General features: G+C 39.8%; 19 protein-coding genes. 7 read left to right on the top strand and 12 right to left on the bottom strand.

Annotated elements, in window-relative coordinates:
* Positions 1 to 259: 259 nt before the first annotated feature.
* On the top strand, positions 260 to 1,465 hold the full coding sequence (hmpA, locus tag ACMXYR_RS11265; RefSeq protein ID WP_415901652.1) for an NO-inducible flavohemoprotein: 1,206 nt from the start codon (positions 260 to 262) through the stop codon (positions 1,463 to 1,465).
* A gap of 371 nt (positions 1,466 to 1,836) precedes the next feature.
* Entirely contained in the window at positions 1,837 to 2,253 is a 417-nt protein-coding gene (locus ACMXYR_RS11260) for a DUF3429 domain-containing protein (RefSeq protein ID WP_415901651.1), read from the top strand.
* A gap of 20 nt (positions 2,254 to 2,273) precedes the next feature.
* Here the strand turns inward: ACMXYR_RS11260 and ACMXYR_RS11255 are convergent, their stop codons facing one another.
* Positions 2,274 to 3,476 (bottom strand): RNA polymerase sigma factor RpoD/SigA, encoded by a 1,203-nt coding sequence (locus tag ACMXYR_RS11255; RefSeq protein ID WP_415901650.1) that lies wholly within the window; start codon positions 3,474 to 3,476, stop codon positions 2,274 to 2,276.
* Positions 3,477 to 3,598: 122 nt separating this feature from the next.
* Here ACMXYR_RS11255 and ACMXYR_RS11250 point away from each other — a divergent pair, with 122 nt between their 5' ends.
* The 3 genes from ACMXYR_RS11250 (at position 3,599) to ACMXYR_RS11240 (ending at position 6,217) form a co-directional block, all read left to right on the top strand.
* The gene (locus tag ACMXYR_RS11250) at positions 3,599 to 3,883 is read left to right on the top strand and encodes a hypothetical protein (RefSeq protein WP_415901649.1); all 285 of its coding nucleotides are present in this window, start codon (positions 3,599 to 3,601) and stop codon (positions 3,881 to 3,883) included.
* Positions 3,884 to 4,064: 181 nt separating this feature from the next.
* Positions 4,065 to 4,844, top strand: coding sequence for an alpha/beta hydrolase (locus ACMXYR_RS11245; protein ID WP_415901648.1), 780 nt, complete (start codon positions 4,065 to 4,067; stop codon positions 4,842 to 4,844).
* 149 nt (positions 4,845 to 4,993) lie between these two features.
* Complete coding sequence (locus ACMXYR_RS11240; protein WP_415901647.1) at positions 4,994 to 6,217, top strand: GGDEF domain-containing protein; 1,224 nt, start codon at positions 4,994 to 4,996, stop codon at positions 6,215 to 6,217.
* Positions 6,218 to 6,244: 27 nt separating this feature from the next.
* Here ACMXYR_RS11240 and ACMXYR_RS11235 read toward each other — a convergent pair whose 3' ends face one another.
* From ACMXYR_RS11235 to ACMXYR_RS11210, 6 genes are all read right to left on the bottom strand, one after another.
* Complete coding sequence (locus ACMXYR_RS11235; protein WP_415901646.1) at positions 6,245 to 6,577, bottom strand: hypothetical protein; 333 nt, start codon at positions 6,575 to 6,577, stop codon at positions 6,245 to 6,247.
* 85 nt (positions 6,578 to 6,662) lie between these two features.
* Positions 6,663 to 7,142 carry a DoxX family protein gene (locus ACMXYR_RS11230; protein WP_415901645.1) on the bottom strand — a complete coding sequence of 160 codons (480 nt, stop codon included), beginning with the start codon at positions 7,140 to 7,142 and terminating at the stop codon, positions 6,663 to 6,665.
* A 15-nt stretch (positions 7,143 to 7,157) separates the two neighbouring features.
* Positions 7,158 to 7,940, bottom strand: coding sequence for a putative DNA-binding domain-containing protein (locus ACMXYR_RS11225; RefSeq protein ID WP_415901644.1), 783 nt, complete (start codon positions 7,938 to 7,940; stop codon positions 7,158 to 7,160).
* Positions 7,930 to 8,841, bottom strand: coding sequence for a DUF692 domain-containing protein (locus ACMXYR_RS11220; RefSeq protein ID WP_415901643.1), 912 nt, complete (start codon positions 8,839 to 8,841; stop codon positions 7,930 to 7,932). Before ACMXYR_RS11220 ends, ACMXYR_RS11225 begins: the two co-directional genes overlap by 11 nt.
* Positions 8,842 to 8,868: 27 nt before the next feature.
* On the bottom strand, positions 8,869 to 9,156 hold the full coding sequence (locus tag ACMXYR_RS11215) for a DUF2282 domain-containing protein (protein WP_415901642.1): 288 nt from the start codon (positions 9,154 to 9,156) through the stop codon (positions 8,869 to 8,871).
* Positions 9,157 to 9,208: 52 nt separating this feature from the next.
* Positions 9,209 to 9,997 (bottom strand): YHS domain-containing (seleno)protein, encoded by a 789-nt coding sequence (locus tag ACMXYR_RS11210; protein WP_415901641.1) that lies wholly within the window; start codon positions 9,995 to 9,997, stop codon positions 9,209 to 9,211.
* Positions 9,998 to 10,207: 210 nt separating this feature from the next.
* On the opposite strand from ACMXYR_RS11210, the gene ACMXYR_RS11205 reads away from it, so the two are divergent.
* Positions 10,208 to 10,753 carry a TetR/AcrR family transcriptional regulator gene (locus ACMXYR_RS11205; RefSeq protein WP_415901640.1) on the top strand — a complete coding sequence of 182 codons (546 nt, stop codon included), beginning with the start codon at positions 10,208 to 10,210 and terminating at the stop codon, positions 10,751 to 10,753.
* A 65-nt stretch (positions 10,754 to 10,818) separates the two neighbouring features.
* Here the strand turns inward: ACMXYR_RS11205 and ACMXYR_RS11200 are convergent, their stop codons facing one another.
* Positions 10,819 to 11,241 (bottom strand): hypothetical protein, encoded by a 423-nt coding sequence (locus ACMXYR_RS11200; protein ID WP_415901639.1) that lies wholly within the window; start codon positions 11,239 to 11,241, stop codon positions 10,819 to 10,821.
* A gap of 181 nt (positions 11,242 to 11,422) precedes the next feature.
* Positions 11,423 to 12,271, bottom strand: a complete 849-nt coding sequence (locus ACMXYR_RS11195; RefSeq protein ID WP_415901638.1) for a substrate-binding periplasmic protein — start codon at positions 12,269 to 12,271, stop codon at positions 11,423 to 11,425.
* Positions 12,272 to 12,537: 266 nt separating this feature from the next.
* Here ACMXYR_RS11195 and ACMXYR_RS11190 point away from each other — a divergent pair, with 266 nt between their 5' ends.
* Complete coding sequence (locus ACMXYR_RS11190) at positions 12,538 to 12,987, top strand: CreA family protein (RefSeq protein ID WP_415901637.1); 450 nt, start codon at positions 12,538 to 12,540, stop codon at positions 12,985 to 12,987.
* Between the two features lie 44 nt (positions 12,988 to 13,031).
* Here the strand turns inward: ACMXYR_RS11190 and ACMXYR_RS11185 are convergent, their stop codons facing one another.
* The 3 genes from ACMXYR_RS11185 to ACMXYR_RS11175 form a co-directional block, all read right to left on the bottom strand.
* The gene (locus ACMXYR_RS11185) at positions 13,032 to 13,796 is read right to left on the bottom strand and encodes a substrate-binding periplasmic protein (protein WP_415901636.1); all 765 of its coding nucleotides are present in this window, start codon (positions 13,794 to 13,796) and stop codon (positions 13,032 to 13,034) included.
* A gap of 78 nt (positions 13,797 to 13,874) precedes the next feature.
* The gene (locus ACMXYR_RS11180) at positions 13,875 to 16,187 is read right to left on the bottom strand and encodes a putative bifunctional diguanylate cyclase/phosphodiesterase (protein WP_415901635.1); all 2,313 of its coding nucleotides are present in this window, start codon (positions 16,185 to 16,187) and stop codon (positions 13,875 to 13,877) included.
* Positions 16,165 to 17,211: a spermidine/putrescine ABC transporter substrate-binding protein gene (locus tag ACMXYR_RS11175; RefSeq protein ID WP_415883931.1), complete on the bottom strand. Its 1,047-nt coding sequence runs from the start codon at positions 17,209 to 17,211 to the stop codon at positions 16,165 to 16,167. The genes ACMXYR_RS11180 and ACMXYR_RS11175 overlap by 23 nt, the downstream gene beginning before the upstream one ends.
* Positions 17,212 to 17,229 lie beyond the last annotated feature (18 nt).

Genomic DNA, 17,229 nt, shown 5'->3' with positions numbered 1-17,229 from the left:
AATGTTCTTTCGAGCAAGAGATTTCTGCTCCATCCGTAGATAAATTTGTCCTTTTTTAGTCTTTGCCTTTAGATGCTTAGGGTGTTTGAACTATTAAAGTTAAAAAAATAATCCAGTTAACTATCTGATCTAAAAGATCTTTATCTATAAAGTCTGTAGTCGTCCTGAATTTATAACATGTATCATATTTACATCTTAATGATCCGTCTATAAGATGTTTTAAAAATACATTTAAAGAGACGGCAAAGAGGTATTAGTTGTGAACCCAACATCAATAGCCATCGTGAAATCAACTGTTCCGCTTATTCAAGAAGTAGGTACTGACCTGACCAAGCACTTTTATGGTCTGTTATTTGAAGAAAATCCGGAGCTTAAAAATGTTTTTAACATGGTGAGCCAAGCCAACGGTCGCCAGCAATCAACGCTAGCATCATCGATTCTCTCTTATGCAGCGCATATAGATAAATTGGAAGCCATTGGGCCAGAAGTTCACCGTATTGCGGCTAAACACTTTAGTTTGGATGTTCAGCCAGAACATTACCCGATCGTAGGTCGGAATCTACTAAAAGCGATTCGTGAAGTCTTAGGTGAGGACATCGCCACTAATGAAGTGATCGACGCTTGGGCTGAAGCTTATGAGTTATTAGCCAGTATCTTAATCGGTGCGGAAGCTAATCTGTATGACAGCTCGCAAGATAACCAAGGCTGGTTAGGATTTAAAAACTTTAGTGTAGTGAAGAAGGTAAAAGAGAGTAGCGAAATCACCTCTTTCTATCTGGCCCCTTTAGATGACAAGCCGTTACCTAAATATAAAGCGGGTCAGTTTATCAGCGTGAAGATTAATGATCCCGATTTAGAGTTTACCGAGATCCGTCAGTACAGTTTATCTGACGCTCATAGTGAAGATGTGTATCGCATTTCGGTAAAAGCAGAAACCAGTGGTGATGAAAATACGCCGGATGGTTTGGTGTCTAATCATCTACATAGCAAAGTCGAAGAGGGGGATATCGTTCCTGTTCATATGCCTGGTGGTGAGTTCTTTGTAAAAGACAATGACAGGCCTGTTGTACTGATTAGCGGAGGTGTGGGTATCACGCCCGTATTAGGTATGCTTAATGAGCTTATTTTAAAACGAGATTCTCGAAAAATTAGCTGGTTGCACGGTACCCGTTCCAAAGATGTGCATGCATTTGGTGGACATATCAACATGCTGAAAAATGATCTGTCGAATCTTTCTACTGCTACTTTCTATGAAGATATTTACGGTGCAGAAAAAGGCAAAGATTATGACCATCATGGCTATATTACTGCTGACAAAATTAAGCAGTACTGTTCACTTGATGCAGATTTCTTCTTCTGTGGACCACTGCCATTTATGCATGCTATCCATCAACAGTTAACAGGTTTAAATGTTCCTGAAGAGCAGCTTCACTACGAAGTGTTTGGACCAAGCTCAACTCTGTAATAGCTAAAAAGTTCTGCTCGCCAGGGTTTTGCTGCCAGTCGGTCGTGTTGATGATGTCACATCGCTTTGCATCAGCATGATCGGTTAAAACTGAAACTCGCTCTATCTCCCTCAAGTAGAGCGGGTTAACTGGCGGGTATTTTTATTCATCCCCACCTCAGGCTAAGGTTCTTCTTAGCGTGTTTCGGGAGATCGCTGTGATCTCCCTTTTTTCGTTTTTGTTACACCATAGCCGTAACATAATAATCCAGTTTATAGCGGCTTAGCGCAGTCCTATATTGATCGGTTAGTATGTTCGCTACGTAGATTCAGTAAGCCCCTTACGTTGATTAATTATCTATCACATCATTGCATTTTGGGATCTATTTACTATGTCTATAAGCTTTACTCTTTCAAATACTCACCGATTGTTTGGCTATTTCGGATTAATACCATTTGTTGGATTAGCAATCCTCTCTGTTGAAAAGGGAGCTCCATTTGATGAATGGCTGTTAAGTTATGCTGCGCTCATTTATTCATTTCTTGGTGGAGTGATCTGGTTTGCTTCCATGGCTATTGGCACTGCTAAACATCAAACATGGGTAGCGATTATGGCTATGTTGTGGGCATGGAGCTGGTTAGTCTATCCCTTACCACATACGCTTTTTGTGGCCGGTGTATCTTTCTTTGTGCTCTGGTTATATGAGATGAGAAGTTTAGTTAGCATCTATCCCAAGATATTCTGGAAATTAAGATCCCATCTTTCTATTGTTGCGGGCACTTCTCTTATCATCAGTGGCCTATTTTAGTGATGTGGTTTTCATAAGACTCACTGGGTATTTAGTTCTTCGTGATTTTGTAGTTTTACTAGAGCATTTTTTTGCATTTGTCTGACTCGCTCCACGCTTACATTTAACTGGTGTGAGATCTCTTCCAGAGTGTGTTCTCGTCGAGCATCTATACCAAAGCGAAGTTTGAGTACGAGGTACTCACGTATTGTGAGTTTTCTACAGATACGATCTAAAAGTTTGCGCTTTAGTTGTTGCTCAGAAAACAGGTCAGTTTCTTTTGTGGTGTCAGCTACGATCTCTTCTAATAGAGTACTGTCGCTTTCTGTACCTATTCCTTGATTAAGCGATAGGGGTTCAGTAGGAAATGTGTTTATCTTCGCTAAAGTTGTTACTGGGATGCCGCTTAAAGATGCAAGCTCCTTTAGTGTGGGTTGTCGTTCATGTTTACTGACAAATTTGGCTCTAGCCTTTTTGATAATACTGAGCTTTTCTTGGAGGTAACTGGGTCTTGAAATGGTGTGATAACGCTTTTGCAACGCAGTTTTTAAAACATTCTGTATGCACCAGAATGCATAAGTTGAGAATCGAAAAGCTTTATTGAAATTAAACCGATCAGCGGCTTTAAGCAGGCCTACATTACCTTCTTGTATTAGGTCATCATAACTAACACCGCTACTGTTGAATCGTCCTGCAACGGTGTAAACCAAGCGTAAATTTTTTTCTACAAGCTCACATCTAAGCTTCAAGTAATTTTGAATATGTCCTTTAAGGTTTTTTTGCTGACCTGCAAACTGCTCAGCTATTTCTATGATTTGTTGCCTGCCAAGTGAAAGACTTTGTAAAAGGGCAATTAAGTTACTTTGGATATGTGCTCTTTCCTTTGATTTTTCATTTAAAAATAACATCACTTCAAGCGTGTCGATTAATGTTGATGTGATGTTAGCTATGTAGCTAGGCTCAGGATCGTACTTCCAACGTTTAGTCGCTTTACCGTCAGCACCTTGATAAATATGTAGATAGTTTTCTAATACTTCAGAAAGTCGTTCAAGCCCTTGAGGGAGATGGCAAATTTCAGAAATGATTTTAGCCATCTCAGCATTGATTTTTTTACCTAATGATCTTTCACCCTCAATGGATAACAGATCAAATTGCGCAAGCTGCTGACTGTAAATATCCAATGCGGTTGCTTCAGATATATTGTTAATACTTGGTTGCAGCTTCAAATTAGTAAAATCATTCATAGATCACCTTTTTGTATTACTGATCTTACGCGGGGGCTGTAGAGGCAGATCTTTTTAGAATTGATCTGTCTTGCTGAAAAAGTGGTAAAAGTAGAAACGCTATAGATAAGTGAGGAGTGTTAGTGAAGAGTCTTGTGGCTGAATGCCCTTTATGTAAACGAACATTGTCGTTAACGTTCCATCATCTGATTCCAAAAAAGATGCATAGACGTTCCTATTTCTCGAAGCGTTATAGTCGCAAGGAATTGAATCTTGGTATTCATATTTGCCGTTGCTGTCATGATGCGGTACATCGATCATTTGATGAGATGACTTTGGCTAAAGAGTTTTATACGTTGGAGCTTTTATTAGGTGCAACGAAAATACAACGTCATATAGAGTGGGCTTCAAGGCAACGAATAGCTTGATAGTGAGCTTGAAGATATAGGTGTAGAGTAAACTACAGTAGGCGAGAAGTTGAATATGGGACCCCAGAGATTATTGGTATTAGGCAGTGGTGTATTGGCAGAAAATGTTAGGTTGATTGAAACAGCCATCTTAGAATTTGCTACATAATCTGCTTGGATGTCGTATTACGAGTTTAAAAATATGAAAAAAGCAGTCTTAAAATTATTATTTTTAGGTGGCTTTGGTTACATACTGATTTGCGCAGTTCTTTACTTTAATCAAGAAAACCTCCTCTATTTCCCTCAAGAACGGAAAATTAATAGTGAAGAGCATACTCTGCTGATCCCGACAGAAGTGGGTCATACTGTTGTGACTTTTGAAAAGAGGAACAGTGATAAAGCGCTTATCTATTTTGGGGGTAATGCTGAAGATGTTTCGCAACGCCTAGTTAAGTTTAAGCAAACTTTCCCTGAACACTCTTTATATCTCATGCATTACAGGGGGTATGGTAGTGATGGTTATCCACGAGAAGAGCCCATTTATCAAGATGCTCTAGTGTTGTATGAACACGTTGCCAAGGGTAATACTGAAATGGTGCTGATGGGGAGAAGCTTAGGAACAGGTATCGCTACACGATTGGCAGCTGAAAAATTTCCTAAGCAACTTATCTTGATAACGCCTTACAGTAGCATTGAGGACGTAGCGAGTGAGCGCTATTGGGGACTCCCTGTATCGTTGTTACTCAAAGATAAATACTTATCTTGGCACTATGCTCCTGCGGTCAAATCAAAAACCGCTATTCTACTTGCAGGGGAGGACGCTGTGATACCTGAAGAGAGTACGATGAAATTATTCAGCAGTTTTTCCGATGATGTAGCGACTATCTATGAGTTTGATCATGCTGGGCACAATAATATCTCATCCGACCCAGAATATTACCCATTATTAAATACGCTTACTCGTAGACTTGGCCCGCATTGATGAGGTAAGTGTTAAATTGGTTATAGTGTTAATGGTTAGATATCAGGATCTAGAAAATCATAGCACAACAGCTGAATAGACTATACTAACCGTCTGAATATCATAGATTTATAACACCCACTGTAGGCATCTGTAGAGGGCACTTGTAAATGGAAAGGAATAGTTTTGTAGCGTCCTTGCTTGCGGCCTTACAATCTAAACTTGCCCGAAAAATAGCCTTTTTTGTTTTCTTATCTCTTATTGTCATAGAAATCCTTGTTCTTGTCCCATCCTACCTTAAACGTGAAAGTGAGCTGGTTTATAAGCAAGAGCAGTTGGCTGATCTTGTCGTCAATAATATTTTTTCTCAACGGTCTATTCCTTTCGATCTGAGCTCAATTGAACAGCTAACCGCTTCTCTCTCCATGGATAATATTCTTGGTTTTAGACTTGAAGAGAACGAACAGTCAAAGATTAATTTTGGTGACTTAGAGGAGGGGGACTCGATTTCAAATTTAACTTTACGTCGTTCTAGTTATTACCAGCGAGAGAATATGAAATTAGATATTCAATGGCTTTTAGACGTTCCGGAAGTTGGCAGTCGTCAGATCACCATGAGGTTAGATGTAGAGTTTATAAATACTGAATTACGAATGTATGTGTTTCGTATTGCGGGGTTGGTTCTTATCATTTCAGCCTTCGTGACTTTAAGCACCATGGCTGTGCTGTGGTGGTTAGTTTTGAATCCGATACTAAAACTTGAAGAACGGCTGAAAAATTTTTCTAACTTAGAAAAGGTGAGAAATGATCTAATTCCCAATGTAGTGAGAGATGATGAAATCGGTGAACTCTTTGTAGAGTTTGGACGTATGCAAAAAAGGATTTTAGAGGCGACTGATGAGATCAGTAAGTTAGCAGTTACTGACCAACTGACAGGTTTACATAATCGAAGGAAGCTAGATGATGCAATGCTTTTTGAAATAGAGCGTGTAAAACGCTATCAAAAACCATTGTCTGTAATTATGTGCGATTTGGATCATTTCAAAATGATAAATGACACATACGGGCATAAAACAGGAGATGATGTCATTGTTGCTACCGCTCATTTAATTAAAAAGGGAGTACGTGCGAGTGATATTGTCGGTCGTTGGGGTGGGGAGGAGTTCCTTATTATCTGCCCTCACTCTGATCAACAAGGAGCTACAGTTCTAGCAGAAAAGATCAGACTGGATATAGGAGCATATGAAGGTGAACCGAATTTAGTGATTACAGCAAGTTTTGGTGTTGCAGAATATATTTCGGGTGAGGATAGCCAAGCGTTTTTATGCCGAGCTGATAAGGCCTTATATATTGCGAAGTCAGAAGGCCGAAATCAGGTTCGAGTAGATACATAGGTAGCCCTAATAAATAGAGATTACGTACTATTTGTAAACCTCGGCGAGCGTCGGTCTTTCATTCCTTGGGTATTCAAAAATAGAGAGTGAATTACCGTATTTTTCTTTTAGCTTTTCGACTAACTCTAGATCGGTCATTAAAGAATAGCTGTGCTTTACATCATCAGCATTTCTAAAGTGGCGCCAGCCATTTGTACTGAAAGAAGCGATGATCTCCAAACCATTTTTAATTACTAATTTTTGCCCAACATTTATTTGTAAATCCCGTAGTCTTTGTTGTTGATTTGGACTCATTATAGCCAACTTACTGTTGTCGAAAGGGGCTACACTTTTAAAGTTACTCCTACTGTCTATCGGCATAATTTTTTACCTGTCTAATGGATTAGTTCTGGGTAGGGATATAAGAGGAAGCCTAAAATTTGACTTCCTCTGAGCCTAGCTTGTTCTAGGTGAGTATTTCTTTATTCATGTGCATTTTCGGATTTATTCTTCGGACCACATTGTCGAGTGCAATAGGGCCGGAACCGTAAATGATGATGTGAGTTAGAAGAAGGCCCCAAATGTAGTGCAAATAAAGTGCGGCTGGCGCTATTTCGATCAGGCTAATGACAGCGACAAGGTTTACGATAAATAGTCCTATGGCTGCAACGCGAGTTAATAATCCTGTAAATAATAAGATGGGAAGAATTAGCTCGCTCATGGTTCCAAGAACAGCAGCTAGTTCAAATGACAGGAAAGGTACTTGATATTCCTCTTCAAAAAGAAATAGCGTAGTGTCCCAATCCTGTATTTTGGTTAAACCCGCATTGAAAAATATTTGGGCTATGTAAAACCGAGAAAATATAGATGCCACTATATGAACTTTATTGAGTACTTTTTCGTGGTCTAAATAATTTTGGTATGTGCTTCTAATCCAGTGAATCATTGTGAGCTCCTTATCTTATCGTTTGCTGAGTTTTTTTAGCCATTGTTGTTCAATGGCTTCAGATAACCATTGGCTAAAGTCAAACTGATGGAATTGCTCTAGAAGATCAGAAAGGCTGTGGCCAGATTGTATGGCTGAGAACCATCGATACTCTGCTTCAGAGATTGATTTGATGCAGGGAAGATGGTCTTTTTGGTAGATCACAAACCAGTACGGTTTATCTTGAGGTATGAGAACAGTTAATAGGTTTTCACTGTTAAGTAAGTCTTTATTTCTGCCTGGCTGATGGAGTCGCCAAAGCTCATCAACTCTAATGGCACTTGTAAGCAGGTTTATATTTTCTCCTAGTTGGATATAAACAGTGCCTAAGTCGGTGTCGGAGAGGTGAGAAAGTGAAGCAATATCAAGATTTGTTACTGTGCTTCTTGCCGCTTGCTTTAAATGCCATTCAAGCTTTGCGGTTGTTTCCAAATAAGGATGTTCTTGATGCAAAGGGCCTTTATTTATTAGAGCTGGTAAGCTTTTACCAAAGTCCGCCCAGTCACCGCTGTTAGGTAGTTCTATCTCTAGAAGCTGCTGAGTTAAAAGCCCCATGGTCTTAGGTCCAAGCATTTTTTCAATTACTGGATAGTTCATACACAGGGCTCTGGTTGCGGTAATTAATAGGTTGTTCCTATAGATTTGAATTCCTTGTTCCTCAGGGTGGAATGGATGTTCGGTGGAAGACTGAATGCCGCTGAATATCATATTGATAAGTGCTGCTTGGCGGTTATCTAAAGCAGTGCGTTCAGATAGCATGGGCAAACTCCTCTTTTGGAAGAGTGATATTTTGCATGATTGATTTTGCGTATTCTGCTTGTGCTAATAGTGCATGCCAGGAGGGTAGATCGTTATCCCATTCAATCAAGGTTGTAACCGGACCTGTTAATTGCAATGTGCTTTGGTATAACGCCCAACATTCGTCTGATACGGGCTGGCTATGATCATCAATGATCAATTCACCTTGCTTAATCGAGGTATAGCCTGCTAGGTGAATTTCACCTACGGCGTTTATGGGAATTTGAGCTATCCAGTCTTCAGCATTAGTTAAAGCGGGGTGTTCACTGAAATTATGAGCATTAACAAGTAAGTTATTCAGATCCAATAACAGCCCACAACCGGTCAAGTGTACTAATTGTGAGAGAAATTCCGTTTCGCTCATTTGTGAATGTGGAAAAGTAATATATGCGGACAAGTTTTCTACTAGGATTTGCCGACCGAGTAGTTGTTGTATTTGATCAATATTATCCGCCATAACCTTTAGGCTTGCTTGCGTAAACTCAAGCGGTAAAAGATCTCCTGCGTGCACTGATTTCCCATTTAAATGACTCCAAGTAAAGCAAGCGTGATCAGAGATTAAAATGGGGTGAATCTGCTGTGACAGGCGCTTTAAGCGCAGCAGATACTCTCTGTTTATCCCAATTGCTGAACCTAGACCCATCGATGTAGAGTGCAAACTAATTGGATACTGTTGAGCAATATCGTTTAATAGTTCAGGGATAATGCCGCCTTCGGCAAAGAAGTTTTCGGCATGCAGTTCTACAAAATCAATGGACGATGTTCCCAGTAATGCCTCCTTATAATGCTGGTGGCGTAAACCCACTCCGACCATAGCTTTACAGGTTTTTTCGGTAAATTTATCCGTGTAGAGGCAGGACATCTTTGTTCTCCTAATGAGTGTATTTCATTACGATTTTTGCTGTTCGGCGTAACGTTTTTTAGCTTCAGCTTTCAGTAGGCCTCCCATCTCTTTACATGTACCTTTTGCGACAAGTTTCCATTCACCTGAGTCGTTATCGGTTTTGGACTGGCCTGCACATGAATGTGTGCCGGCTAAATTGCCGCAATCATTTTGGCCCGCAAGTGCAACGCCATAGCACTTTTCTTTACCTGCAGCGTGAGCAGAGGGAAGGGTCGCAATGGTTGAAAGAGCGACTGCTAGAGCGGTTGTTGCTACATGTTGTTTATTGTTCACTTTGGTTTTCTCCTGTTCCTTTGAACTCATGTAAATACGGGGGCACTGTTAATTAATCTTCTGCGTTTGCTTGAGCGATTGTTAAGTCTTCAATGCCACGCCAAATGCGATCTGCAGTTTTGAGGTGACCAGGGATATCAGTCAGCCATTTTTTCTGCACATCTTTATTTAAATTGAGGTAAAGCTTGTGGTCCTTGATATAGAAAGCACTTGGGTCTACGTCTAGCTTCTTGTTAAGTGCTACACCCATTGCACAGTAACCACCAAATTGTGGAGCGTATTTATCTGCATTGGCTTTAAATAGATCGCGGTTGGATGCATTACTGAAACGATAGATCGCCCCTTCATGCGTTGCGGTGAATTTAGCTGAGCCTTCAATCGCTTGGTTTTGTGTGAAATACGCAACTGGGTCGTAACCTTTGATCGCTAAATCGTTGGTTCCAATATTGATTGCTTGAGCAAAGCTCATACTGCTCATTAATAGTGCGCCCGCTGTAGCAGCCATTTTCAGTGTTTTTGTAAATTTCATTTGGTTTTCCTCTATCAGCATTAAATGAACCTCGACGAATTCTGGTTCTAACTGAATGTTGGGTTTTGAGAGAAGGTTAGGACGAACAGGCAAACAGTAAGCCGCTAGCAGTCCTGTAAATGGAGTTGATGCTCCAAAACTTGGTTGGGGTACTGATTTACGAAATTCTGCTTTTGCAATAGGAGAGATTAAGGCACTACAGATCAAGCTGAAGGTCATTGCCTTGTTTAGCCGAGATTTAACAAATTTAGATAATGTGCTGACTGAAGATAAGTTAAATCCGCAGAATAGAGTTGAAACAACCTGATTCATAAATCCCTCCCTAAATTGGTAGAACGGTTTGTCTACTTAATAAAATAGACAGGTCTGTCTACTTGTGTCAATCGTTTTTTATAAATTAATTTTCAAAAAGTAGAAGGACCATTTGAGCTAGACGCATAAATTCAGTTGGTGTTTTTTTGTTAGAAGTAGACAAATCGTACTACTTTTGCCAAGATGGAATGGCTTTGATAGGAGATAACAATGAGTCAAAAGAGGCAGTTACTGATTGATACTGCGTTAAAGCTTTTTTACAAAAATGGCATTAATTCCATCGGTATAAATGAAATTTTAAAGTCGTCAGGGGTTGCTAAACGTACCCTTTATAATCATTTCGAAAGTAAAGATGCATTGGTGTTGGCAGCCTTGGAGCAGAGGCATGACAACTTTATGGCTTGGTTAGAGAAAAAGCTGGTTGGTGCTCAATCTGAAACAGATGTAATTGAAGCTGTGTTTAATGCGTTAAATGGTTGGTTTAAGGGCTTGGAAGCAGAACTAGGAGATTTTCGAGGCTGCTTTTTTATTAATACTTCAGCCGAGTTTAGTGATGTTGAATGTGAAATTTCTCAATACTGTGGCTACCACAAACAAGAGGTTAGAAATTTAATCCAGAAGTATTTAGGGAAGGATAACCCTGATCTTTTGGATGCAATTTGTATTATGCAAGAAGGGGCTATTACTATGGCTTATATGACAGGAAATTGCGATGAAATTACTAACAAAAGCATCGAAATTCTTAAAAAACTCTAATAGCGAGTTTTATTTTTAAACAGTTGCTGTTGCATGTAAACCTTTCTTAATTTTTAAACTAAAAATTATACATGGTCATCAATAAACCGTAGTTGATGGCCATGAACCCTCTCGAAAAGTTCTGCTCTTGTAGGGCCTGCACCTAGAGGGTAATTGGTAATGGAAAGCGATTTTCCATACTTTTTTGTCAATTCCGCGATAATTTGGGTATCAGATAAATTTGAGTAGTTTTCATTGAAGTCACTACTCTTAGCAAAATACCGCCAAGCGTTTTCGGCAAAAGAAGCAATGACCTTTCCTTTATGTTCTATGACGGTTGATTGTGGGATCTTTGCTTGTTCATAAAGTATCTTTTGCTCCTCTTCCGTGCTTAAAATTTGTAGTTCTTTCGGATCAAATACTGAATGAATTTGGTTTAACTCAACTTTGCTTGAGTCTACTTTATAAGTTTTAGGCTGATTAATAGGGTAATTCGATGGGACTTTCATCTGCGCTTATCCTTGTTGCTGTATACCTAAGTGGGACACGAGCTACATAGAGTAGCGCTGTTGCTAGAAGTTATTTACACCATACGTCCATAAAAAAGCGACGTTACTCCAAAGTTAAAGTAGGGAACCCACTGCGAGGCGTTGGAGCTAATTAGAAAGGCCCCCCTTTGGTTCGGTATACTCAATCCGTGTTTAGAGCTTGCTTGAAATACTGGTCATAAAGCTTTTGTGTATAACCCTCTTGTTTAAGTTGATCCAATGCTTGGTAAAATTGATAAGCCACTGAGTCTTGGTCTACTATGGTATAAAAATTCTCAATGCTTATCTCGTCATCAGGGGAAAAGCTAGGGTTCGGGTATTCTGAAAAGAGTTTAGATTTACGAGAAAAGCCCATGTTCATTGGTATAAAGGCTTGGTTGATCGCATTAGGATGAATTTTGATGCCGATATCTTCATAATTTTCTATGTTATTCAGTTTTTGGTAGTGATCCACTATCTCTATATCCGCAACGTAAAAGTCACCTCTACCTGTGTTGAGTGCTTCTATCACTTTTTCCATAGAAAGCTTGCCCATTTTCGAGATTGTTAGCTTGGGGTAAATTTGGTTCCATTCGAGTTTGCTACTTGATAGCTCGACAATTAGACGACCTTCAGCTTCTTCCATTGATTGGATTTCGGCCCTGTTATCTAAGGAAATAAGGACTTCCTTTGTTTGGAGGCCGTTTGGTAAGTAGAACAGGTAACCTGTTCTTTTTTGAGAAAAAGAGGAGCCAGGATAAAAATCGACAGTACCTCTAGCTAGCTCAAAGTGAAGTCGTTTTTTGGGGATCCTAACAACGAGCAAGTTATAGCCGATTCGTTCAGCTGCTTTCTCAAATAGGTCTAAATAGAGTCCAGAGTTATCACCGTTACCGCCGATTAGAGGAGGCTTAGCAATAGCTTTGTAGCCCATGATGATTGTTTTTTCGTCAGCATTAGCTGCAGGAAATAAAGTCACTATAAATAGAACTAGGGAAAACAAAAACTTCATATTTTTCTCTAAGTTATTTCTGAAAGGCCACTATCGATAGCTGAAATACTTTCTTTATTATAGCTAAGTAGTTAGAACACAAAGTAAATGAGCTTCTACGAGCGAACTTTAAAATGAGTAAGATAACGCTACTAAGCGGCAGCTGAATCAATGCATGAACAAGCAACCCGCTGAATGAGCTGGCGAAGTGATTTAACATCAAAGATTAAGGCTAGCTTTAGAAAATTCAGGCAAACTTATTAGATATTGTGTATTTAGGGACGAAGATGAAAAAACTATTGTTAGTAGTAGCTCTTATAGGTTTGTCTGGTTGCAGTGATGAGAAGGAAGTAGGGGATGTTTCACTGGGTGTCTTAACCACTAAGGATATTAAAATTAGTGTGTTAGTTGATCCTATTGTTACAGGTGTGACTTGTCATGTGGCGAGTATTGAAGCTGACCTGGATTTTGCTGATCCGAGTGATTCATCGATTGCTTGTCGTCGTACTGGTGTGATCAATAAAGCGATGCTTGAGAAGATTGATAAATCTAAATCCGGTGAAGTGGTCTTTAAACAATCGAAAAGCATTTTCTTTAAATCGATGAAAATCCGTCGAATTTACGATCCCCAATCGCGTACATTGATGTACGTATCTTACTCGACCAAAGAGACGTCAGGCAGTTATAAACATAGCCTATCTACAGTTCCTCTATGGGGGACAGAAGCTTATCAGTGATCACGTTTAAAAGTTAAAAACGAAAATTTTTATTAAGTGGGGAGTTAAGGTAAATATTCTCCCTGCTGTGATTCTTTAAAGTATTGTTCCAGCTTTCCGCTTTCTTTGAGTTTTTTTAAACCTCTGTTGAATAAAACGATGAGGTCTTTGTTTTTCTCTACTTTCTTAGAAAGCATTAGATGCATATTGGGTGAATGTAGTGGTTTAGGGTGGTAGGTGATTAAGTTTTTAGCCTGTGGATAAGCCCTTTGTAGGACGTCGTAGCCTTGATTGATGGTACTAATAGCAAGATCGATTCTATTGCCTAATATTAGCTTTCCAATATTTTGTTGGTGCGTTTCTACCCTTTGTACAGTAATTATTTGTTGTTTTGCCGCGAGATCGAATTCGTCATTGTAGGCATATCCAGATAACGCCCCAATTTGTAGCCCTTTCAGATCATCAATAGTATTCCAGTCAAAGGAGTGATCTATGTGATGAAAAAAAACACGTGTTTTTTGAAAAATCGGTTCAGAGAAATAGAAATATTTTTCTCGTTCCTTTTTTTTGGTCGCGTAGCCCACGCCATCTAGTTTCCCTTCTAAAATCGAGGGGTACGCTCGTTTCCAGGGCATGAATGTAAAGTTGACTTGTACACCTTCTAAAGCAAAGGCTTCAGATACGATTCGGGAGACTACGCCATAGTGTTTCAATTCTTGGCTTTGGTAGGGAGGATATTCACCTGCAGTGAGATTTACCTCGAGTTCTGAACCTATAGCGTAGTTGACTATTAGCGCTAAAATAACAAAGATTCGAGATAGCAGTTTCATTTAGACTAATGCCTGAATAAATACCCTCGAGTAGGGAGGGGAAGACTATTATCCTTACTGAAAAATCTTATCTATCAATTATAGATTGTAGTTTGTTAACCAGCTTTCTAACTCTGTTATGGGCATAGGTTTGGCGATGTAATAGCCCTGTTGAAAATCGCAACCTGCAGCTTTCAGTAGATTGTGTTGATCCTGCGTTTCGACCCCTTCTGCAACGACCGTAATATTTTGGAAATGACATAGGTCTACCAAGGCCTTTGCTAATGTTTGCTTCTTGGGCAGGGTAATGCGGTTAACCAACTCTCGGTCGAATTTAATGATATCTACTGGGTAATCAACCATCTGCATAAGGCTGGTATAACCGGTGCCAAAATCATCGATGGCAATCTGGAAGCCAAGATCCTGTAATTCACTGAGCCAACCCAGCGCATTCTGCTCTTGGCTTAAGGCGAAGGTTTCCGTGATTTCTAAAATAATTTTATTTAGCGGGATCTGGCTATTAATGCTCAGTTCCTTAAGCGTTTTTATAAACCTTTCAGATCCAATTTCTGCTGAGGATATATTGATAGAAAGCTCAAACTGATTGCCGAAAAGGTTACACAGTTCAGATAGGTCATTAAGAGCTTTACGGGCAACCCAAAGATCAATCTTTTCAAAAATTCCGGTGCTTTCTGCTATTGGAATAAACAGGTCGGGTGGTACAAAGCCGAGTTCTTTCGAATGCCAGCGTAGCAGCGCTTCGCAGCCTTTAATGGAGCCATCTTGATTGATGATAGGCATGTAGTTGAGGGTGAACTCTTTGTCTGGATTTAAGTTCTTTAATTTTGTTTCAACCTCTTTTCTCTGACGATCCCGCTTTGCTAACTCTTTTGAATAGACAGCTTGTTTATTTTTACCTGATTTTTTAGCCTGATACATGGCTAAATCAGCGTTTGATATAAGCTGAGAGAGTGTATGGCCATCTTGAGGGTAGGTAGCTAAACCGATACTGGCTGTAACAGGGAAATGACCTAATTCAAAATGATAACCGTCGGCGAAAAGATGTAAGATCTTTTCGCAAAGTTTTAGAGCCTGTTCGGTTGATACATTTGGCAATAGCACAATAAATTCATCGCCAGAGAGGCGGAAGGCTTGGGGAGCTTTCGTATCGTACTTTTTGGCGGTGATATTGATAATGTTGTTTAAACGTATAGCCACTGCTTGTAGTAATTTATCACCTACCTCGTGACCATATTTATCATTTACAAACTTGAAGTTATCTAAATCTAGGTAGATCAAACTTATCAGACTTTCGGTTTTTTCTGCCTCTGCTATTTGATGAGATGCCGTGTCGTAGAAGGCTGCTCGGTTGGGCAGTTGAGTCAGCGCATCAGTTCGGGATTGCAGGTGGCTTTTTTGATAGGACTGATGCAGTTGTTCATAGAGATTATGGAATTTACGTCCGAGGCGCCCAATTTCGTCATTTGATTGTGGGGCATCAATATTCTGCCGTTCGTGAGTTGTGATCTCTGTTAATTGTTGATCCAATTGTGAAATAGGCGCAGTGATGAATTTTTTGATCAGCAGTTGGAGTAGGGTGAAGGTAATTAATGAACCTAAAATTACAATAAAGAGTAAACGCTGTTTCAGATTGGCAAGCAGATTACCTAAATATGCTGGTGAGGGCGTTATACCCAAATAGTAGTTAGATTTTAGCTGGACATTAGCGTACAACTTATTGGCTTGGGGACGATTATATTTATCGGAAAATACGACGATTGCTTGGAACTCTTCTTGTACTTCTTGCAACAGTGAATCGAATGCTTTCGGCTTTGCCGCGATAATGACTTTAAATGTATCTTCCAGTTGAATGAGTAATGGGGTGGTAAGGGTACGTGAATCGATCGCAATCCCTTGTTGCATTATGGAGCCCTGAGTTTGAAAGTGGTGCTCCCAAATATTCAGTTTCTTTTTTGCCCTGATATTTTCTGCTAGACGTAATTGTTCTTTTCGAATGGTAGAAAAGGGGTCAGTACTGTTTTCTATGTAAAAAAGTACATCATCATTTGCATCTAGAACCGCTAGGGACACGAACTCAGTCAAATTATTGAAATAGCGTTCGATAGCCGATTCTAAATTGTTTGTCAGCATCCGATCCCGGTAAATATTACTCGTGTCTCTAATGAAGTTTTCCAGCGTTTCACCTTCAAGTAATGACACAAGGTAGGCATCAAGGAAGCGATCATAGGTTGAAAATTCAGAGTGAAGTGCACTTAAACGTAGATTTAGTTTGTGTTGTTCTAGTCTTTGAATGGATTGGCTTTGTTGCTCGTACGCAACCAAGGCGGCTAGCGTATAGCTGACAAAAATAATCGGCAGTATTAAAAAGCTAGCGCGTTTGTTTAGATTCATGAATATTAACTATAGCATTCGTGATTCGTAGGCGTTGTTTAATATTTTCGTTGCTTAGTTTTTTATAGAGTTCGCTTTTATTTTGAATCGCTTGGCTAGGGAATACTTCGGGGTTATTCCTAAATGTTTCTGATAATTCTGCCATTGCTGAATTATTAGGAGTGGCATAGTGGAGGCGTTCAGCGTTCTCCGCGGCAACTTTAGGTTGGTTTAAGTATTCAATAAAATTTAGAGCAGTATCAATATGTTTGGAGTTAGAAGGGATTGCCAAACAGTCAACCCAAAGTACGGTACCTTCTTCAGGAACAACGTATTTCCATAGACCCTCTTTTCCAACCCTTTCATTCATCGCTAATTGATCGCCTCCATATCCAACGGTCATGTAAAGCTGGTCCGCTTGTGGAGACGATTCAAGAAAGGTGATGGGGTAATCGTATGTTAGAACATAGTCAGCTTGGTCCTTTAAGGCATTAAAGGTTCTTTTTAAAATCTCTAAATTGTCAGTATTTAGCGGATCACCATTCATAAAGAGTACAGGCGCTAATAGATCGGTGTAATCATTTAGCATACCTATATGACCTTTCAGCTCTTCAGAGGGCTGGATTATTTCTTTCCAAGAACTAGGAGGGCTGACCTTATCAGATCTATAGATTATGCCTAACGTTCCCCAAAAATAGGGAACTGCATATTTTCCGCATCGCTCGCGCCAAAAATTCCCTATCAGTTTAATGCTGGGCAGGTTCTGTTCGTGGATCTCTACAAATCGTCCTTCTTCACCGAAACGCTCCGCAACGATCTCGTCAACAACCGCAATATCGATGTTGTGTTGGTGTGCTTCAAGGAGCAGTGCGTCGCGTTTTTCATCGCTATCGAACTTAATGATTTCAACATGATGACCAGTGCTGGTTTCCCACTCTTGTTTTACTTTAGGGTCTAGGTAGGCGTCCCAGTTGAGCATTTGAATAGTTTCAGCGTGGAGCTGAAGAGGCAGGAATAATAGGAAAAAACACCAAAAGAATCGCATGCCAGACCCTCGTTATTA

The sequence above is a fragment of the Neptuniibacter sp. QD29_5 genome (genome assembly GCF_047778125.1).
GTDB lineage: Bacteria > Pseudomonadota > Gammaproteobacteria > Pseudomonadales > Balneatricaceae > Neptuniibacter.
Note: the sequence above shows the minus strand (reverse complement) of the source record. Positions and strands in the feature narration are given on the sequence as shown.